This window comes from Streptomyces caelestis (assembly GCF_014205255.1).
GTDB classification, from domain to species: domain Bacteria; phylum Actinomycetota; class Actinomycetes; order Streptomycetales; family Streptomycetaceae; genus Streptomyces; species Streptomyces caelestis.
On the sequence record NZ_JACHNE010000001.1, the window covers coordinates 3,973,036 to 3,988,906 of the forward strand.

Annotated in this window: 19 protein-coding genes and 1 pseudogene; 10 read left to right on the plus strand and 10 right to left on the minus strand. The window is 71.1% G+C overall.

From position 1 onward, the window contains the following. Positions 1 to 14: 14 nt before the first annotated feature. Positions 15 to 695, minus strand: coding sequence for a maleylpyruvate isomerase family mycothiol-dependent enzyme (locus HDA41_RS17905; RefSeq protein ID WP_184985149.1), 681 nt, complete (start codon positions 693 to 695; stop codon positions 15 to 17). Positions 696 to 741: 46 nt separating this feature from the next. On the opposite strand from HDA41_RS17905, the gene HDA41_RS17910 reads away from it, so the two are divergent. Next, on the plus strand, positions 742 to 1,404 hold the full coding sequence (locus HDA41_RS17910) for an HD domain-containing protein (RefSeq protein ID WP_184985151.1): 663 nt from the start codon (positions 742 to 744) through the stop codon (positions 1,402 to 1,404). Positions 1,405 to 1,414: 10 nt separating this feature from the next. Continuing rightward, a complete protein-coding gene (locus tag HDA41_RS17915) occupies positions 1,415 to 2,491 on the plus strand; it encodes a GNAT family N-acetyltransferase (RefSeq protein WP_221511550.1) in 1,077 nt (358 codons plus the stop codon). Here the strand turns inward: HDA41_RS17915 and HDA41_RS17920 are convergent. Both HDA41_RS17920 and HDA41_RS17925 read right to left on the minus strand, forming a co-directional pair. Further along, a complete protein-coding gene (locus HDA41_RS17920) occupies positions 2,464 to 2,751 on the minus strand; it encodes a DUF4031 domain-containing protein (RefSeq protein WP_184985153.1) in 288 nt (95 codons plus the stop codon). The two genes, HDA41_RS17915 and HDA41_RS17920, sit on opposite strands and share 28 nt — an antisense overlap. After that, positions 2,748 to 3,131: a DUF8819 family protein gene (locus tag HDA41_RS17925; RefSeq protein WP_184985155.1), complete on the minus strand. Its 384-nt coding sequence runs from the start codon at positions 3,129 to 3,131 to the stop codon at positions 2,748 to 2,750. Before HDA41_RS17925 ends, HDA41_RS17920 begins: the two co-directional genes overlap by 4 nt. A gap of 55 nt (positions 3,132 to 3,186) precedes the next feature. Between HDA41_RS17925 and HDA41_RS17930 the strand changes: the two genes are divergently transcribed. Together HDA41_RS17930 and murQ are read left to right on the plus strand one after the other, a co-directional pair. Continuing rightward, entirely contained in the window at positions 3,187 to 4,089 is a 903-nt protein-coding gene (locus HDA41_RS17930) for a MurR/RpiR family transcriptional regulator (RefSeq protein ID WP_184985157.1), read from the plus strand. A 47-nt stretch (positions 4,090 to 4,136) separates the two neighbouring features. Beyond that, positions 4,137 to 5,072, plus strand: coding sequence for an N-acetylmuramic acid 6-phosphate etherase (gene murQ, locus HDA41_RS17935; RefSeq protein WP_184985159.1), 936 nt, complete (start codon positions 4,137 to 4,139; stop codon positions 5,070 to 5,072). A 4-nt stretch (positions 5,073 to 5,076) separates the two neighbouring features. Here murQ and HDA41_RS17940 read toward each other — a convergent pair whose 3' ends face one another. Beyond that, positions 5,077 to 5,742 carry a class I SAM-dependent methyltransferase gene (locus tag HDA41_RS17940; protein ID WP_311772148.1) on the minus strand — a complete coding sequence of 222 codons (666 nt, stop codon included), beginning with the start codon at positions 5,740 to 5,742 and terminating at the stop codon, positions 5,077 to 5,079. 33 nt (positions 5,743 to 5,775) lie between these two features. Beyond that, positions 5,776 to 6,024 (minus strand): hypothetical protein, encoded by a 249-nt coding sequence (locus HDA41_RS17945; RefSeq protein WP_184985162.1) that lies wholly within the window; start codon positions 6,022 to 6,024, stop codon positions 5,776 to 5,778. Between the two features lie 114 nt (positions 6,025 to 6,138). Between HDA41_RS17945 and HDA41_RS17950 the strand changes: the two genes are divergently transcribed. From HDA41_RS17950 to HDA41_RS17970, 5 genes are all read left to right on the plus strand, one after another. Then, complete coding sequence (locus tag HDA41_RS17950; protein ID WP_184993509.1) at positions 6,139 to 6,978, plus strand: helix-turn-helix domain-containing protein; 840 nt, start codon at positions 6,139 to 6,141, stop codon at positions 6,976 to 6,978. Continuing rightward, positions 6,962 to 7,174 (plus strand): DUF397 domain-containing protein, encoded by a 213-nt coding sequence (locus tag HDA41_RS17955; RefSeq protein ID WP_184985164.1) that lies wholly within the window; start codon positions 6,962 to 6,964, stop codon positions 7,172 to 7,174. The genes HDA41_RS17950 and HDA41_RS17955 overlap by 17 nt, the downstream gene beginning before the upstream one ends. 261 nt (positions 7,175 to 7,435) lie before the next feature. Beyond that, positions 7,436 to 8,239 (plus strand): hypothetical protein, encoded by an 804-nt coding sequence (locus HDA41_RS17960; protein ID WP_184985166.1) that lies wholly within the window; start codon positions 7,436 to 7,438, stop codon positions 8,237 to 8,239. 56 nt (positions 8,240 to 8,295) lie between these two features. Continuing rightward, the gene (locus HDA41_RS17965; protein ID WP_184985168.1) at positions 8,296 to 8,967 is read left to right on the plus strand and encodes a Uma2 family endonuclease; all 672 of its coding nucleotides are present in this window, start codon (positions 8,296 to 8,298) and stop codon (positions 8,965 to 8,967) included. 13 nt (positions 8,968 to 8,980) lie between these two features. Further along, positions 8,981 to 9,550, plus strand: coding sequence for a hypothetical protein (locus tag HDA41_RS17970; RefSeq protein WP_184985170.1), 570 nt, complete (start codon positions 8,981 to 8,983; stop codon positions 9,548 to 9,550). A 1-nt stretch (position 9,551) separates the two neighbouring features. On the opposite strand, the gene HDA41_RS17975 is transcribed toward HDA41_RS17970, so the two are convergent. The 3 genes from HDA41_RS17975 to groL form a co-directional block, all read right to left on the minus strand. Next, the gene (locus HDA41_RS17975; protein ID WP_184985172.1) at positions 9,552 to 11,108 is read right to left on the minus strand and encodes a carboxylesterase/lipase family protein; all 1,557 of its coding nucleotides are present in this window, start codon (positions 11,106 to 11,108) and stop codon (positions 9,552 to 9,554) included. A 102-nt stretch (positions 11,109 to 11,210) separates the two neighbouring features. After that, entirely contained in the window at positions 11,211 to 12,338 is a 1,128-nt protein-coding gene (locus HDA41_RS17980; protein WP_184985174.1) for an NADH:flavin oxidoreductase, read from the minus strand. 180 nt (positions 12,339 to 12,518) lie between these two features. Next, positions 12,519 to 14,141, minus strand: coding sequence for a chaperonin GroEL (gene groL, locus HDA41_RS17985; RefSeq protein ID WP_184985176.1), 1,623 nt, complete (start codon positions 14,139 to 14,141; stop codon positions 12,519 to 12,521). Between the two features lie 459 nt (positions 14,142 to 14,600). Between groL and HDA41_RS41300 the strand changes: the two are divergent. Next, positions 14,601 to 14,813: pseudogene (locus tag HDA41_RS41300) on the plus strand (oxidoreductase); the annotation flags it as partial. Between the two features lie 59 nt (positions 14,814 to 14,872). Here HDA41_RS41300 and HDA41_RS17990 read toward each other — a convergent pair. After that, on the minus strand, positions 14,873 to 15,076 hold the full coding sequence (locus HDA41_RS17990; protein ID WP_010035953.1) for a cold-shock protein: 204 nt from the start codon (positions 15,074 to 15,076) through the stop codon (positions 14,873 to 14,875). Positions 15,077 to 15,523: 447 nt separating this feature from the next. Further along, positions 15,524 to 15,799 carry a ubiquitin-like small modifier protein 1 gene (locus HDA41_RS17995; protein ID WP_010035955.1) on the minus strand — a complete coding sequence of 92 codons (276 nt, stop codon included), beginning with the start codon at positions 15,797 to 15,799 and terminating at the stop codon, positions 15,524 to 15,526. Positions 15,800 to 15,871 lie beyond the last annotated feature (72 nt).

The following is a 15,871-nucleotide window of genomic DNA, read 5'->3' on the forward strand; positions in this document are numbered from 1 at the left end:
CCCCGGGACGCGGCTCACCCGAAGAGGTTCAGCTCCTTCGCCTCCACCCCGGCCAGCTCGAACGCGGGCGCCCCGTCCACCGGCCGCCCCGTGTACAGCCGCACCAGCGTCGGGCCGTCCCCGATGAAACGCCCTGGGGGCCGCTCCCCGCCGCTCTCCCCGAGCCGCAGCGGTTCGTCCAGGTCGTCGAGGTCGGCGTGCAGCGGCACGTGCCCCCGCTCGCGGGTGATCCGGGCGAGCAGCGCGAGCGCGTCCGGCAGCCCGGCCCCGCCGTACGCCCCGGGTTCGCCGAACGCCTCGCGCACGTCCCCGGCGTGCACCCACTCCCCCAGCGCGAGACCGTCCAGCTTCCCCTCCGCCCCGGCGATCACCGGCCCGGCCTCGGTCATCCCGCGCTCCAGCTCGTCGACCACCCGCGCGTTGCTCCAGCCGTCCCGCTCGGCGATGTCCCGGTCGTTCGACTCGGGCGAGAACACGCCCTCCTCGAACCGGTTCTCCACCGCCCGCAGGAGCGCGGCCGAACAGTGCGCCAGCACCGACCGCACCGACCAGCCCGGACACGCCCTCACCGGCAGCGCGAAGTCCTCCTCGGCCCTGCCCCGCAACAGCGGGATCAGCGCGTCACGCTCGATCGCGAGGAGCCGCCCGGGCTGCTCGGGATCCCGTACGTCGTGTACATCAGCAGGAGTCGTCATGGGCCCACGCTAGGTGCCACACCCCGTTCAGCGGGAGAATGCCCCCATGGCCGATCTCGACGCCCTCCGCGCCCGCTTCGTCCGCACCCTGGAAGCGACCCGGGGCCCGGCCGGCGGCCCGGACCCGGTCCCGTACGCCGACGACCTGCTCGGCCGCTGGCAGGAGCCGCAGCGCCGCTACCACACGGTCCGGCACCTCACGGCGGTCCTCGACCACATCGACGTACTGGAGACGTACGCGCACGACCCGGACGTGGTCCGGCTGGCCGCCTGGTTCCACGACGCCGTCTATCTCCCCGACCGCTCCGAGAACGAGGAGCGGTCCGCCCGTCTCGCGGAGCGCGCCCTGCCCGAGGCCGGTGTGCCGGCCGCCAAGACCGCCGAGGTGGCCCGCCTGGTCCGCCTCACCGTCGGCCACGACCCCGCCGACGACGACCCCGACGGCCAGGTCCTGTGCGACGCCGACCTGGCGATCCTCGCCTCACCCCCGTCGGCGTACGCCGCCTACACCGCCGCCGTCCGCGAGGAGTACCACTTCGTCCCGAACGACGCCTTCCGCACGGGCCGCGCGGCGATCCTGCGCCAACTCCTCGACCTGCCGAGGCTGTTCAGGACGCCGTACGGAGCGTCGGAGTGGGAGGCGACGGCCCGCTACAACCTCACCGCCGAGCTGGAAATGCTGTCGCTTCCCGCGGACGACCCCTCGTAACCTGCCCGGCATGTGGACAACGGGTGCGGAACAGGTGGAACAGGCCGTCGCCGAGTGCGTGGGCCTGCTGGGGGCGGTCACCGACCGGGACTGGGAGGCGGTGCGGGCCGGGCGGCTGGAGTGGAGCTGCCGGGAGACGGCGGTGCACATCGCCGAGGATCTGATCGGGTACGCGGGGCAGCTGGCAGGGCGTGAGCCCGAGGCGTACACGCCGTTCGAGATCTCGCTGGAGGAGGGGACGGACAACGCGGGTGCGCTGCGGGTGATCCGCACCATGGGCGCCCTGTTCGCCGCCGCGATCCGTACGACGCCGCGCGAGGTGCGGGCCTTCCATCCGTATCCGTTCCGCAGCGCGAACCGTGAGGGGTTCGCCGCGATGGGCGTGGCCGAGGTGCTGCTGCACACCCACGACCTGGCCGAGGGCCTGGGCGTGGCGTACGAACCGGCCCCCGAGCTGTGCGCGTTCGTCCTCACCCGGATCTTCCCGCACGTGCAGCCGGGCCCCACCCCGTGGCGGACCCTGCTGTGGGCCACCGGCCGGGGTGACCTGCCCGGCCGCGCGCCGGTCACCGAGTGGCGCTGGTCCAACAACCTGGTGCTCCCGACCGACCGGCTCACCCTTCAGGGCGTCACCCCGGCGGCGGCCACCGACCTGTCCACGGTCGGCGACGGCGGCTTCGAGTGGCTCGAAGGCGGCCCGATCGAGGGCACCCGGGTCGGTGCCGGGCTGGTGTTCAAGCAGTACGAGGACGGCGTCCACCGGCCGGAATGGGGCATGTACGTCCTGGTCAGGCGCGAGGACGGCCGCGCGCTCGGCGCCATGGGCTTCCACAGCGTCCCGGACGAGTCGGGGCGGGTGGAGGTCGGCTACGACCTGGTCGAAGCGGCCCGTGGCCACGGTTACGCAACCGAGGCGCTGCGCGCGCTGTCGGCCTGGGCACTGTCCCGGGACGAGGTACGGACCGTCGTCGCGAACGTCGAGCGGGACAACACGCCCTCGCACAAGGTCCTCGCCCGGGCCGGATTCAAGGCCGTCGCCGAGGACGCCGAGCAGGTCGGCTACGAACTGCGCGACCCCGGCGACTGAGCCCGGCCCTTCGGCCGCCGCAACCCCGCCCCGTGCAGCAGCCGCACCACCTCGCGGCTGCTGACCTCCACCGCCCCGGCGGCCACGACGTCCGCGTACCGCTGGGCGGGGACGTCGTAGTGGTCGCGTTCGAAGGCGCGCCGGGGCACGCCCAGGCGTTCGGCGAAGGCGTGCAGTTCCTCGTACGAGACGTCGCTGATCAGGTGCGACCACATGCGGCCGTGGCCGGGCCAGGTCGGCGGGTCGATGTAGACGGTCACGAGGGCGCCGCTCCGCCGAGGGCCTCGCCCAGCGACCCGACCGCCGCGACCTTCACGCCCGCCTCGCTGCACACCCAGTGCGGGTCGGGCCCCAACTCCGGTTCAACAGCCAGCGCGTGCGGGTCGCCGGTGCCGCACACCGGGCACAGCGGCCAGCGGCCGTAGCGCTCCAGCAGGGCGTCCTGCACGTCCTGAGCGACCAGACCGGCCACGTACTGCGCGCCCTCCGGCCACTGCTCGACCCACCATCGCCGCTGCGTGACGGACTCCTCGACCAGGGACACGACGTCCGCCTCGGCGACGCGTCCCGCGACGAGGTCGGCCAGCACGAGGGCCCGCGCGGCGTGCAGCGACTGCTCCAGGGGGCTGATGGGGTCCATGCCCCCATTGTGCGCACTCTTGACCACAACGCCGAGCCGAAAATATCTTTCAGAGGTGACCTCAAGAGTGAAGGAAAGTTTCGGCACCCCGCCCGCCCCCGCCGCCCTCGCGGCCAAGGTCCGCACGCTGGGCCCCTCGATGACGCGCTCCATGCAACGCGTCGCCGAGGCCGTCGCGGGCGACCCGGCCGGCTGCGCGGCCCTCACGGTCACCGGCCTCGCCGAACTCACCGGCACCAGCGAGGCCACCGTCGTACGCACCGCCCGGCTGCTGGGCTATCCGGGTTACCGGGACCTGCGCCTGGCCCTCGCCGGCCTCGCCGCCCAGCAGCAGTCCGGCCGCGCCCCCGCCATCACCACGGACATCGCGGTCGACGACCCGATCGCCGACGTGGTCGCCAAGCTCGCCTACGACGAGCAGCAGACCCTCGCCGACACCGCCGCCGGCCTCGACACCGCCCAGCTGGGCGCGGCCGTCACCGCGCTGGCCACCGCCCGCCGCACGGACGTCTACGGCGTCGGGGCGTCCGGGCTGGTCGCCCAGGACCTCACGCAGAAGCTCCTGCGCATAGGGCTGGTGGCGCACGCCCACAGCGACCCGCACCTGGCCGTCACCAACGCCGTGCAACTGCGCGCGGGCGACGTCGCGATCGCCATCACGCACTCCGGGTCGACGGGGGATGTCATCGAGCCCCTGCGGGTCGCCTTCGAGCGCGGGGCGACGACGGTGGCGATCACCGGCCGCCCGGACGGCCCGGTCTCGCAGTACGCCGACCACGTCCTCACCACGTCCACGGCCCGGGAGAGCGAGCTGCGCCCCGCGGCGATGTCGTCCCGGACCGGGCAGCTTCTTGTGGTGGACTGCCTCTTCGTGGGGGTGGCGCAGCGGACGTACGAGACGGCGGCGCCGGCGCTCTCGGCGTCGTACGAGGCGCTGGCCCACCGGCATCGCTCCTGAGGCAGCCGCCCCGCCCAGCACCGGAAAGACACGGAAAGAGCCGTCCCATGACCTCCACCTCCGACCCCCGTGATCTCAGAGCCGAGTTGGAGTCCCTGACCACCGAGGCGTTCCGGCCGGAGCTCGCCGGCATCGACCGGCTGCCCACCCTCGACATCGCGCGGCTCATGAACGACGAGGACGCCACCGTGGCCGGGGCGGTCGCGGCCCGGCTGCCTCAGATCGCCGCCGCGATCGACGCCCTGGCCGAGCGGATGGCCCGGGGCGGCCGCCTGGTCTACGCGGGTGCCGGCACGGCGGGCCGGCTGGGCGTACTGGACGCCTCCGAGTGCCCGCCCACCTTCAACACCGACCCCTCCCGGGTCGTCGGGCTGATCGCGGGCGGCCCGCAGGCCATGGTCACCTCGGTCGAGGGCGCGGAGGACTCCCGGGAACTGGCCCGTGCCGACCTGGAGCCCCTCGGCCTGACCCCGGACGACACGGTGGTCGGCATCTCGGCCTCCGGCCGCACCCCGTACGCCATCGGCGCCGTCGAGTACGCCCGCACCCGCGGCTCCCTCACCATCGGCCTGGCCTGCAACCCCGGCAGCCCGCTGGCGGCCGCCGCCGAGCACGGCATCGAGATCGTCGTGGGCCCCGAACTGCTCACCGGCTCCACCCGGCTGAAGGCCGGCACGGCACAGAAGCTCGTCCTCAACATGCTCTCGACGATCACGATGATCCGCCTGGGCAAGACCTACGGAAACCTGATGGTCGACGTCCGCGCCTCCAACGACAAACTGCGCGCCCGCTCCCACCGCATCGTCGCCCTCGCCACCGGCGCGGGCGACGAGGAGATCGAACGGGCCCTGGCCGCCACCGACGGCGAGGTGAAGAACGCGATCCTGACCATCCTGGCCGACGTGGACGGCCCGACGGCGGCGCGCCTGCTGGAGGAATCCGACGGGCACCTGCGGGCGGCGCTGGCGGCGGCGACCGGCTGACTCGTCAGACCACCGGAACGTGCTGCGTGACCCGCCACAGCCGCCGCGGCAACTCACCCTCCTCGAAAGCGTGCACGTCGTCCAGGATCCAGCCATCGGCGAGGGAGTCGACGAGTTCCCGGGAGAAGAAGTGCACGGCGAATCCCCCGTGCTCCCAGATGTCGTCGCCGTGCCCGGTCCCGGCACCGAAGTGGGCGTCGCCGTTGTGGCGCACGGTGTAGACGAACACGCCGCCGGGCCGCAGCACCCGCCGCACCTCACCCACCAGCCGGTGGATCTCCTCCGTGGACAGCGCCATGCACAGCAGCATGTGCGCGAACACGGCGTCGAAGGAGGCGTCCGGCAGGCGCAGCGCATCCCGGACGTCCTGCACCGCGCCCGTCACGCGCCGGGCGAGGCCCTGCTCCCGGGCGGCGGCCCGCAGTTGCTCGATCGCCACCGGGCTGAAGTCGGTGGCGTGGACGGAGAAGCCCTCCTGGGCGAAGAACAGTGCGTCACGCCCGTGTCCGGCGCCCAGCTCCAGCACATCGGTGGCCCCGGCGTCCAGGAACACCCCGGCGGCATGGACGGCGGCGTCGGACGGCCGCTCCCCGTACATCCCGGGGTGCTCCCCGTAGGTCCGCTCCCAGTGCGCCCGCTGGCTATCACCGAGCATCCCGTCATCCGTCACGCTGTCCACCCTAGAACCACCGTGCCACCAAGCTCACGACATGCACCGCCCCTCCCGGTTCAGCTGCCGTACCCGCGCCCGCAGCGCCTCCCCCACCGGCAGCGAGCGGAGTACATCGGTCAGATGCTCGGCCGTCCGCACGTTGCAGCGCCCCAGATCGACCAGGGCGAACGGCTCGGCGCTCGCACCGGTGACCGGGTCGACGCCCAGTGACGGCAGCACGACACCGACCCCCGCGAGGGCGTCCCGCAGCGACTCCACGATCTCTTCGGTCGAACGCACCTTTCCCTACCTCCACGCTGAGTTTGTGATTCACCACACAGCGTGGCCGACGCGCCCCTAGCCTGGCGATACACGGCGGCCCAACAACCCGATGTGTACGACAGGGAGTTGCCCATGCCCGGCTCAAGGGACCTCGACCCGTCCTCCTCCCCGCGGGCCCTCCTGGGCGCCGAACTCCGCCACGCCCGCGAGAAGGCCGGCCTCAGCCAGGAGGAACTGGGACAGCGGCTGTTCGTGAGCGGGTCGTTCATCGGGCAGTTGGAGGCGGGTACGCGCAGGATGCAGCGGGAGTACGCGCGGTTGCTGGACGAGGTGCTGGGGACGGGGGATTTCTTTCAGAGGAACTGCGGGGCTGCGGCGAAGTCGAAGTACCCGGAGCATTTTGCGGAGGCGGCGGAGGCGGAGGCCCGGGCTACGGCCATCAGGGAGTACGCGTCGATGCTGGTCCCCGGACTGCTCCAGACCCCCGCCTACGCACGGGCAGTGTGCCGCGCGTATCAGCCAACGGCACCGGATCAGGAGATCGAGAAGCGGGTGACGGCTCGCATGGAGCGGACCCGCTTCCTCGACGATCCAACAAAGCCGTTGTTGTGGGCGGTGATTGACGAGGCCGCGTTGCGTCGAGCGACAGGCGGTGCCGAGGTCATGGCAGAGGCCCTGCGACACATCACCGACATGGCCCGCCGTAGCCGGGCCATCGTGCAAGTACTGCCGTTCGATGCGGGAGGGCATCCGGCGATGCAGGGATGCATAAAGCTGATGGACTTCGACGACGCGCCTCCGCTGGTCTACCTGGAAGGCGTCGGCATCGGGCGACTGGATGACGACCGCGCCACCGTCGCGGAGTACAGGTTCTACTACGAGTTCCTCGCGGCCTCCGCGCTCTCGCCGGAGAAGTCTCTAGCCCTGCTCGAAGCAATGGCCCAGGATTACGCACATGAGGAACATCTCTGACTCCGACCTGCGCGCGGCTACCTGGCACAAGTCCAGCTACAGCGGCGGGAGCGGCGACAACTGCCTGGAAATCACTCACGACTTCCCCACCGTCGCTCCCGTCCGCGACTCCAAGAACCCCGCCGGCCCGAAGCTCGTGTTCCGGACTACGGCGTGGGCGGCGTTCGTCGCGAACCTCAAGGGCGGCACCGCCTGAGCTTCGGGAGCCGGGCTTCGAGCTCTCTTTTCAAGGAACGGGTAGAGGGCCTCAACCCGCCCTCCCACCCAGCGTGTTGACTTGACGCGTTCAGCTTGCCACGGACAGTGACAGACCTCTAACGTTCGTGCACAAGCAACAGCCCCCGCCAGGTGCTACCAACACCTGCGGGGGCTTACCAACGAGATCGAAGCGACCGATCCCATGGCTGAACCCAACTTTAGTGCGGCCTCCCCGTCCGCGCACCCATCCGTGCATCCGATGGCGAACCTGGGCTACGGCAAGCGCTCCGCCCCTGACCAACTCCCGCGCTCGAACCACGACTTCGCCCTGCTCCCACCCCGCGAAGCCGCCATCGCCGCCTACCTCGATCGGCTACCCGACGGCGCAGACATCTCCGTAAAGACGCTGGCCAAGCACCTGCCGTACGGCCAGTGCGCCCTCGGCACCGCCCTCAACCGCATCCAGGAGGCGGGCCACCTGCGCCGGGGCAGGGAGTGCGTGACGGCGAACGACGGCAGCTCCCGCTGGATCACCCGATCGTGGTGGTCCCGCACCGCCCGGGACGATGACTGGTGGGCGGTCTTCACACGCGGCGACGTACCGAAGCAGCAGCGTCCCACCCGTTCCCGCGCCCACATCCTCCTGGCCGCCCTCGGCCGCACGGCGCCCGTCCTGTCCCTCTCCCAGGCCGACTGCGCCACCCTCGCCCCGCTGGTGACGCAGTGGTTCGAGCGGGGCGCCTCGGAGGCGGACGTACTGCGCGCACTCACGGCCGGCCTGCCGACGCCCGTCCACCACGCCGCCGCCCTGGTCCGCAACCGCCTGACCAGCAAACTCCCGCCCCCGCCTGCCCCGCGTCCGCCATTGCGAGTCCTGGAGTGCGCGAACTGCGGCGTCCCGGGACGTCCGGAAACCCTGCCAGGGGGCCGTTGCAGCGCTTGCCGGGGCGAACGCGCGCCCGCGCAACCCCCTGCACCTCTGTCCGCCCCCACGATCCACGACCGTGCGGCCGAGATCCGCGCCGCAATGTCCCAACGACGCCAAGAGAAGGCATCCACATGACAGCTCCTACGGTGCGACGTCACTCCCCCAGGGCACGATGGAAGGGAGGAGGCACCATGACCCCTGGCACCGCTGACCGCCCGCTGATGCCCATTGAGGACTTCGAGGATCTGGCCGAGGTGGCCCCGAAGGGCGTGCGACTCGAGTACATCGACGGTCGCGTCCGGACGAAGGACGCGCTCAGCGTCGAGGACTTCGAAGAACTGGAACGCCGTGCCCCGGAGACCGTGCGGCTTGAGTACATCAACGGAAAACTAGAGGTCAAGGCAATGCCGGACGGCAACCACAGCGAGATCCACATGTGGCTGCTCGAGCAGTGCCTGCAGCATCGGCCGGACCTGCGCCTCCATCACGAGCGAGGCGTCCGGACCGAGGCCTACCGCAAGGGCCGTGCCCGGGCCGACGGGGCCCTCGTACGACGGGGGCACTTCAAAGGGCACGGTGAGTGGTCCGCTGCCAACGGCGTCCTCATGGTCGTCGAGATCACCTCCCACGACCGTGACACCAACCAGCGGGACCGCATCGACAAGCCCGTCGGATACGCGGCAGTCGACATCCCCGTCTACCTGCTCATCGACCGCGACAACAACACGGTCGTCGTCTACAGCGAGCCCAAGGACGGCCGATACCAGCAGGCCGCTGCCCACCCGTGGGGCACCCCGGTGGAGCTCCCTGCCCCTGTCGGCTTCACTCTGGACACGGAAGAACTCAAGGACTACGCCGACTGACGACAATGGACCCATGAACCACGCCCAGCTCACCGCCCTAGGCCGTGCCCTCCGTCTCCTCGGTGAGCACGGGGAGGCCCTCACCTCCGACACCCCGGACGGCAAACTGCACGAGGTCAGGGCCGACCTGAAACGCGCCCTGGACCTGCTGGAGGAGAGCGTCACCACGGCGGCGCCCAGCACGCGCTGCCCCGAGCACCCCACCGGCCCGGTCGACGAGGCCGCCCCCGACCTGTGCCTGCTGTGCGAGACCCGGCGCCGGGCCGCCCGCCGCGCGGAGTTCAACGGCCCCGCCCCACACACCCCGCCCACCGAGCCGGTCCAGTCCCGCTACGGCGTGAGCGGAGACCGCCCTCAGCCCCAGCAGCGCTGGCTGCCGGAGCTGTGGACCGGCCAGACGTGGCAGCTGTGCGGCACCCCGCGCCGGGACCGCCGCGAGGCCGAGCTGTACATCGCCGCCCAGCGCAAGGCTCCCCGGGCGGCCATGGCGTACCGGCTCGTGCACGAGTTCACCGACTACGAGGTCCTGCGCGTGTGGGGTACGCCGGTCAGGGTCGACATCGAGCCGATGGGCAACCTTTAGCTCACAGCAGGGGCAGGGCCTGGAAGCCGTAGCCCTCCCACAGCCTGCGCGAGGCCTCCTCCGGGTACGCCCTCACCTCGGGCTCCGCGTCCAGCACCTGCACCAGCCGCCGCCCGTCGTCGTACGCCGGCCACCCGGGGTCGCCCGACCTCGCGAACGCCGTCCAGGACGACCGGAAACGGGACGACAGCGCCTCGGCCTCGGCGGACGGCTCGGCGCCCGCGAACAGCAAAAGCCCCAGGTCCGCCCCGTACGTGCCGAAGAGCAGGGGGATGTCCAGGCCGTGGCAGGCGCCCAGCGCGCCGCCGTTGCCCGGGGCCGGCCAGGTCAGTTCGTAGACGTGCGCACGGCCGCCGCCCGCGTGCTGCGCCTCGGCCAGGTGCAGGGAGGGCATGTTGAACAGCCAGTCCGTCTGGACCCGTTCGCAGAGCTCGCCCGGGGAGGCGTCGGGGAAGGCCGTGCGGTAGGCCTGTGCGCCGTCCGGGCCGGGGGCGAAGAGGCGCAGGGCCGCTGTCGCCCTCTCCTCGGTGATCCGGCCCAGTTGTCCTGCCATGGCGACGAAGAGGCGGTACTCGTCACGGTTGTGGCCGACGAGCAGGTCGACGTCCTTCGCCGCACCGGCCGCCAGCGCCTGCCAGGGAGCGACCGGCAGGACTTCCCCGTCGACGACCGGGGAGAAGGGCGTGGCCGTCGGCGCCGCCTGGCCCCAGCGGTCGATGTACTGGGGCATCTTGCCGCTCAACGACTCACCCGCCGAGGTCAGTTCGCGCGGGGCGATGGCCGCCAGGTCGGCGACCGTGGGGCGCAGCCCCACCTCGGCGGCGAGAGCGGCACCGATGTCCCGGGCCAGGGCGTCCGAGAAGAACGTCCCCGGCACGCTCTGCGCGATCGCCCGCCCGAACAGGCCCGCCGCCCTCGGCATGGCCAGCAGCGAGGCGATCGACCCCGCGCCCGCCGACTCGCCGAAGACCGTGACCTGGCCGGGGTCGCCGCCGAACGCCTCGATGTTGCCCCGGACCCATTCGAGGGCGGCCACCTGGTCGAGCAGGCCGCGGTTGTCGGGCGCCCCCTCGATGTGGGCGAAGCCCTCCATCCCGACGCGGTAGTTGAGGGACACGACCACGAGGTCGCCGTCGGCCGCGATGCGCCGGGCGTCGTAGCCGGGTTGGCCGGAGTGGCCGAGCTTGTAGGCGCCGCCGTAGATCCACACCATCACCGGGCGGCGGGCGCCCGGGTCCGGTTCGGGGGTCCAGACGTTGACCGTGAGCCACTCGTCGCCCTCGGGTACGTCGAGCAGGCCCGGCCCGCCGAAGTTGCCGAGGTCCTGCGGGGGTGGCGGACCGAAGGCGTACGCGTCCCGTATGCCGTCCCAGGCGTGGACGGGGCGCGGCGCCATGAACCGGGCCTCGCCCACGGGAGGCGCGGCGAAGGGGATGCCGCGGAAGACGGCGAGACCCTCCTCCCTGCGGCCTCGTACCGCACCGGCGGTGGTGCGCACCACCGGTGCGGGCTGCCCGGCTGAGGCACCGGCCGGGGGGTGGGACTCGGTCGTCGTCATCTCTGCGGTCTCCTCACGAGGTACCGGTGAACAAGCGCTCGACCAGTGTCCTTGACTGACGCAAGCGAATCCAGGGCATCCCCGTGTGCGGACCCCGCGGGGTCAGCTGAGCTTCTTCAGCGCCGCCGGGTCGTACGGCGCCAGCTCGTCGAAGCGGCCGGAGAGGACCTTCTGCGCCCACTGGGGGTCCTGGAGCAGGGCGCGGCCGACGGCGACCATCTCGAACTCGTCGCGCTCGAAGCGGTCCAGGAGGTTGTCGAGGTCGCCGACCTCGGCGCCCTGGCCCTGGAAGGCCTTGATGAAGTCGCCGTTCAGGCCGACCGAGCCGACGGTGATGGCGGGCTTGCCGGTGAGCTTCTTGGTCCAGCCGGCCAGGTTGAGGTCGGAGTCGTCGAACTCGGGCACCCAGTAACGGCGGGTGGAGGCGTGGAAGGCGTCGGCACCGGCCGCGGCGAGCGGGGTCAGGATGGCCTCCAGCTCCTCGGGCGTCTCGGCGAGACGGGCGTCGTAGGCGTCCTGCTTCCACTGCGAGTAGCGGAAGATGACGGGGAAGTCCGCGGAGACGGTCTCGCGGACGGCCGCGACGATCTCCGCCGAGAACCGGGCGCGGGCGACCGGGTCGCCGCCGTAGGCGTCGGTGCGGCGGTTGGTGCCCTCCCAGAGGAACTGGTCGAGCAGGTAGCCGTGGGCGCCGTGGATCTCCACGCCGTCGAAGCCGATGCGCTCGGCGGCGGCCGCGGCCTCGGCGAACGCGCCGATGACGGCGTCGATGTCTGCCTGGGTCATGGCCTTGCCGGTGGGCTCGTCGGCGCCGATGCGCAGGCCGGAGGGGCCGACGGCCGGGGCGCCCGCGACCGGCGGCTCGCCCTGGTTGCGGACCATGCCGATGTGCCACAGCTGCGGCACGATCGTGCCGCCCGCGGCGTGCACCGCCTCGGCGACCTTCGCCCAGCCCGCGAGCTGCTCGTCGCCGTGGAACCGCGGCACGCGGTCGCTCTGCCCGGCCGACTCGTGGCCGACGTAGGTGCCCTCGGTGACGATCAGGCCGACCCCGGCGGCGGCGCGGCGGGAGTAGTACGACACGACGTCCTCGCCGGGGACGCCGCCCGGGGAGAACATGCGGGTCATCGGCGCCATCGCGATCCGGTTCGGGACGGTCAGGCCGCCCAGCGTTACGGGCCGGGACAGGATTTCGGCGGCACGGGAGGCGGCGGAGGCGGCGACGGTCACGTGGGGACTCCTCTTCGGATACCGGACAGTATGTGCATACGCATAGGACGTACGCTTCAACCGTCCGACCCCGCCCGGACCATCCCGCCCACACTGTGATGCCGGACACGCCCGAGGGCGGCACCCCCTGTCGGAACAGGAAGTGCCGCCCTCGGCAAGGACGTTGATCGACCGGGTCGATCAGAAGTCCATGTCACCGCCCGGCATGCCGCCGCCGGCGGGCGCGGCGTTCTTCTCCGGCTTGTCGGCGATGACGGCCTCGGTGGTGAGGAACAGCGCGGCGATGGAGGCGGCGTTCTGCAGAGCGGAACGGGTCACCTTCGCCGGGTCGATGATGCCCTCGGCGATCATGTCGACGTACTCACCGGTCGCGGCGTTCAGGCCGTGGCCGACCTGGAGGTTGCGAACCTTCTCCACGACGACGCCGCCCTCGAGACCGCCGTTGACGGCGATCTGCTTCAGCGGGGCCTCCAGGGCGAGCTTCACGGCGTTGGCGCCGGTCGCCTCGTCACCCTCCAGCTCCAGCTTCTCGAAGACCTGGGAGGCCTGCAGCAGGGCCACGCCACCACCGGCGACGATGCCCTCCTCGACGGCCGCCTTGGCGTTGCGGACGGCGTCCTCGATGCGGTGCTTGCGCTCCTTGAGCTCCACCTCGGTGGCGGCACCGGCCTTGATGACGGCCACGCCGCCGGCCAGCTTCGCCAGGCGCTCCTGGAGCTTCTCGCGGTCGTAGTCCGAGTCGCTGTTCTCGATCTCGGCGCGGATCTGGTTGACCCGGCCCTGGACCTGCTCGGCGGAGCCGGCACCGTCGACGATGGTGGTCTCGTCCTTGGTGATGACGACCTTGCGGGCCTTGCCCAGGAGGTCGATCGTGGCGTTCTCCAGCTTGAGGCCGACCTCCTCGGAGATCACCTCGCCGCCGGTGAGAATGCCGATGTCCTGGAGCATCGCCTTGCGACGGTCACCGAAGCCCGGGGCCTTGACGGCGACGGACTTGAAGGTGCCACGGATCTTGTTGACGACCAGGGTCGACAGGGCCTCGCCCTCGACGTCCTCGGCGATGATCAGCAGCGGCTTGCCCGACTGCATGACCTTCTCCAGGAGCGGGAGCAGGTCCTTGACGTTGGAGATCTTGGAGTTCGCGATCAGGATGTACGGGTCGTCGAGGACGGCCTCCATACGCTCCATGTCGGTCGCGAAGTACGCCGAGATGTAGCCCTTGTCGAAGCGCATACCCTCGGTGAGCTCCAGCTCCAGACCGAAGGTCTGGGACTCCTCGACGGTGATGACGCCTTCCTTGCCGACCTTGTCCATGGCCTCGGCGATGAGCTCGCCGATCTGGGTGTCGGCGGCGGAGATGGAGGCCGTGGAGGCGATCTGCTCCTTGGTCTCGACGTCCTTCGCCTGCTCCAGCAGGGCGGCGGAGACGGCCTCGACGGCCTTCTCGATACCGCGCTTGAGGGCCATCGGGTTGGCACCGGCGGCTACGTTGCGCAGGCCTTCCTTGACCAGGGCCTGGGCGAGAACGGTCGCGGTGGTCGTACCGTCACCGGCGACGTCGTCCGTCTTCTTGGCGACTTCCTTGACCAGCTCGGCGCCGATCTTCTCGTACGGGTCCTCGAGCTCGATCTCCTTGGCGATGGAGACACCGTCGTTGGTGATCGTGGGGGCGCCCCACTTCTTCTCGAGGACGACGTTGCGGCCCTTGGGGCCGAGGGTCACCTTGACGGCGTCCGCGAGCTGGTTCATGCCGCGCTCGAGGCCGCGCCGCGCCTCCTCGTCGAACGCGATGATCTTGGCCATGTGAAGTGGTCCCTCCAGGACTGGGGGTGATTCCTTCGGACCGCGCCCGCGCCCGCGACGGACGGCTCGCCTGCCTCGTGGTTCCTTCCCACCCGGCCTGCGGGCCTCACCGACCCGGTCCTTCGTTGTCACTCTCACCTTCAGAGTGCTAACGCAATGATTAGCACTCGGACATGGCGAGTGCAAGCGGCTCCCGAGGTTCGGGCGGGGCGCTCAGCCCCGGGCGAACAGGGCTCACCCGGCTTGCCCCATAGGCCGCAGGCGGCACCACGGCGCGTCACGCGAGCAGAGAAAGGCCTGGTCCCACGGCCCGCGACGGCGGTTCGGGCGACGCCGTGAGCAGGTCCGGAGCGAGCCCGCGAGGCCGACGTCGCTAGCGGGCCCGGAGCGCGAACCCGCGCCCCCCGACACGGGGGGGCGGACCCCAAAGCGCCTTCAGGCGCGGCGGGCCTCGACTACCGGGCGATGCTGGTCGCGACCGGTGCCCGGACCGCCGCCGACCTGCTGCCCGGGCTGCGAGTGCCGCACTTCCACCCGGTGACGGTGGTGCGTCCCACGACCGACGAGCCGCCGGGGACGGGGGCGTCGCCGTTGCCCGACGCGGACCGAGCGGTCGCCCGGCGCGGCCGTCGCCCGGCCGCCGACCCCCGAACAGGCCGAAGGGCCCGCACCCCGGGGGGTGCGGGCCCTTCAGAGAAGACCGGTCGCTTGCGCTTGGTCGTGGTGCGCGTTCAGGCAGAGACGCGAACCATGTCGGCCTGCGGTCCCTTCTGGCCCTGCGAGATCTCGAACTCGACCCGCTGGCCCTCTTCCAGGGTGCGGTAGCCGTCCATCTGGATCGCACTGTAGTGGACGAAAACATCCGCACCACCGTCGACCGCGATGAAGCCGTACCCCTTCTCCGCGTTGAACCACTTGACGGTGCCCTGAGCCATGCCTAACTCCCCTATTACTGGCCCTTGCACAGATCCACACTTCGCGGACCCGGGTCAGACCTCACCCCCCACGGTTGGGGGCGTGCGCCGGAACGCGTCGACCGCGGCCGAATGTATCTGTCCAACTGCCGTCTGCAACAGGTCAATCGGACGAGAATTCTGGACGCGCAGGGTCCGGAATGTAGGGAGAGTTCGCCCGACTTCAGGGCAAATCGGGCCACACAAAAAGAACAAAAGCCACGAAAGACACACACACTTTGGCTACATCTTGTCGGGCGTGCGGCAGGAATTCAGGGCCCCGATCAGGAGATCGGCAGCGCGTTCCCCAACTCTACCGCGCTCAATCACACAGAATTGCCCCGTCCGCTTCTCTCACGGAGGGGGCAATTCGATGAACTCTCAGTTACCGCCGTTACCGAAGGTAATAATCAAGTCGGTCGACCGGTTTCAGCCACCGGCCACGGCCGGGATGATCGACACGCCGGCACCGTCCGGCGTCGCCGTCTCCAGGCCCTGCTCGAACCGCACGTCGTCGTCGTTGACGTACACGTTGACGAACCGGCGCAGCTTGCCCTGGTCGTCCAGCACTCGGGCGGCGATCCCGGTGTGGTTCTTCTCCAGATCGGCGATGACCTCACCGAGGGTCGCCCCCTCGGCGGCGACCTCGGCCTGGCCGCCCGTGTAGGTGCGCAGGATGGTGGGGATGCGAACGGTGACGCTCATGACTTCATAACCTCCGGTTGGACGAGATACCCAGGGGCGCGGGGAACTGCGCGAGCAACCCCCACCGGCCCG

Excerpts from the sequence above, each read along its gene's own strand:
- HDA41_RS17905 (WP_184985149.1), bottom strand. The coding sequence starts at position 695 with ATGACGACTCCTGCTGATGTACACGACGTACGGGATCCCGAGCAGCCC.
- HDA41_RS17915 (WP_221511550.1), top strand. The coding sequence starts at position 1,415 with ATGTGGACAACGGGTGCGGAACAGGTGGAACAGGCCGTCGCCGAGTGC.
- HDA41_RS17965 (WP_184985168.1), top strand. The coding sequence starts at position 8,296 with ATGACCCCTGGCACCGCTGACCGCCCGCTGATGCCCATTGAGGACTTC.
- groL (WP_184985176.1), bottom strand. The coding sequence starts at position 14,141 with ATGGCCAAGATCATCGCGTTCGACGAGGAGGCGCGGCGCGGCCTCGAG.
- murQ (WP_184985159.1), top strand. The coding sequence starts at position 4,137 with ATGACCTCCACCTCCGACCCCCGTGATCTCAGAGCCGAGTTGGAGTCC.
- HDA41_RS17990 (WP_010035953.1), bottom strand. The coding sequence starts at position 15,076 with ATGGCTCAGGGCACCGTCAAGTGGTTCAACGCGGAGAAGGGGTACGGC.
- HDA41_RS17960 (WP_184985166.1), top strand. The coding sequence starts at position 7,436 with ATGGCGAACCTGGGCTACGGCAAGCGCTCCGCCCCTGACCAACTCCCG.
- HDA41_RS17910 (WP_184985151.1), top strand. The coding sequence starts at position 742 with ATGGCCGATCTCGACGCCCTCCGCGCCCGCTTCGTCCGCACCCTGGAA.
- HDA41_RS17975 (WP_184985172.1), bottom strand. The coding sequence starts at position 11,108 with ATGACGACGACCGAGTCCCACCCCCCGGCCGGTGCCTCAGCCGGGCAG.
- HDA41_RS17950 (WP_184993509.1), top strand. The coding sequence starts at position 6,139 with ATGCCCGGCTCAAGGGACCTCGACCCGTCCTCCTCCCCGCGGGCCCTC.
- HDA41_RS17970 (WP_184985170.1), top strand. The coding sequence starts at position 8,981 with ATGAACCACGCCCAGCTCACCGCCCTAGGCCGTGCCCTCCGTCTCCTC.
- HDA41_RS17955 (WP_184985164.1), top strand. The coding sequence starts at position 6,962 with ATGAGGAACATCTCTGACTCCGACCTGCGCGCGGCTACCTGGCACAAG.
- HDA41_RS17925 (WP_184985155.1), bottom strand. The coding sequence starts at position 3,131 with ATGGACCCCATCAGCCCCCTGGAGCAGTCGCTGCACGCCGCGCGGGCC.
- HDA41_RS17995 (WP_010035955.1), bottom strand. The coding sequence starts at position 15,799 with ATGAGCGTCACCGTTCGCATCCCCACCATCCTGCGCACCTACACGGGC.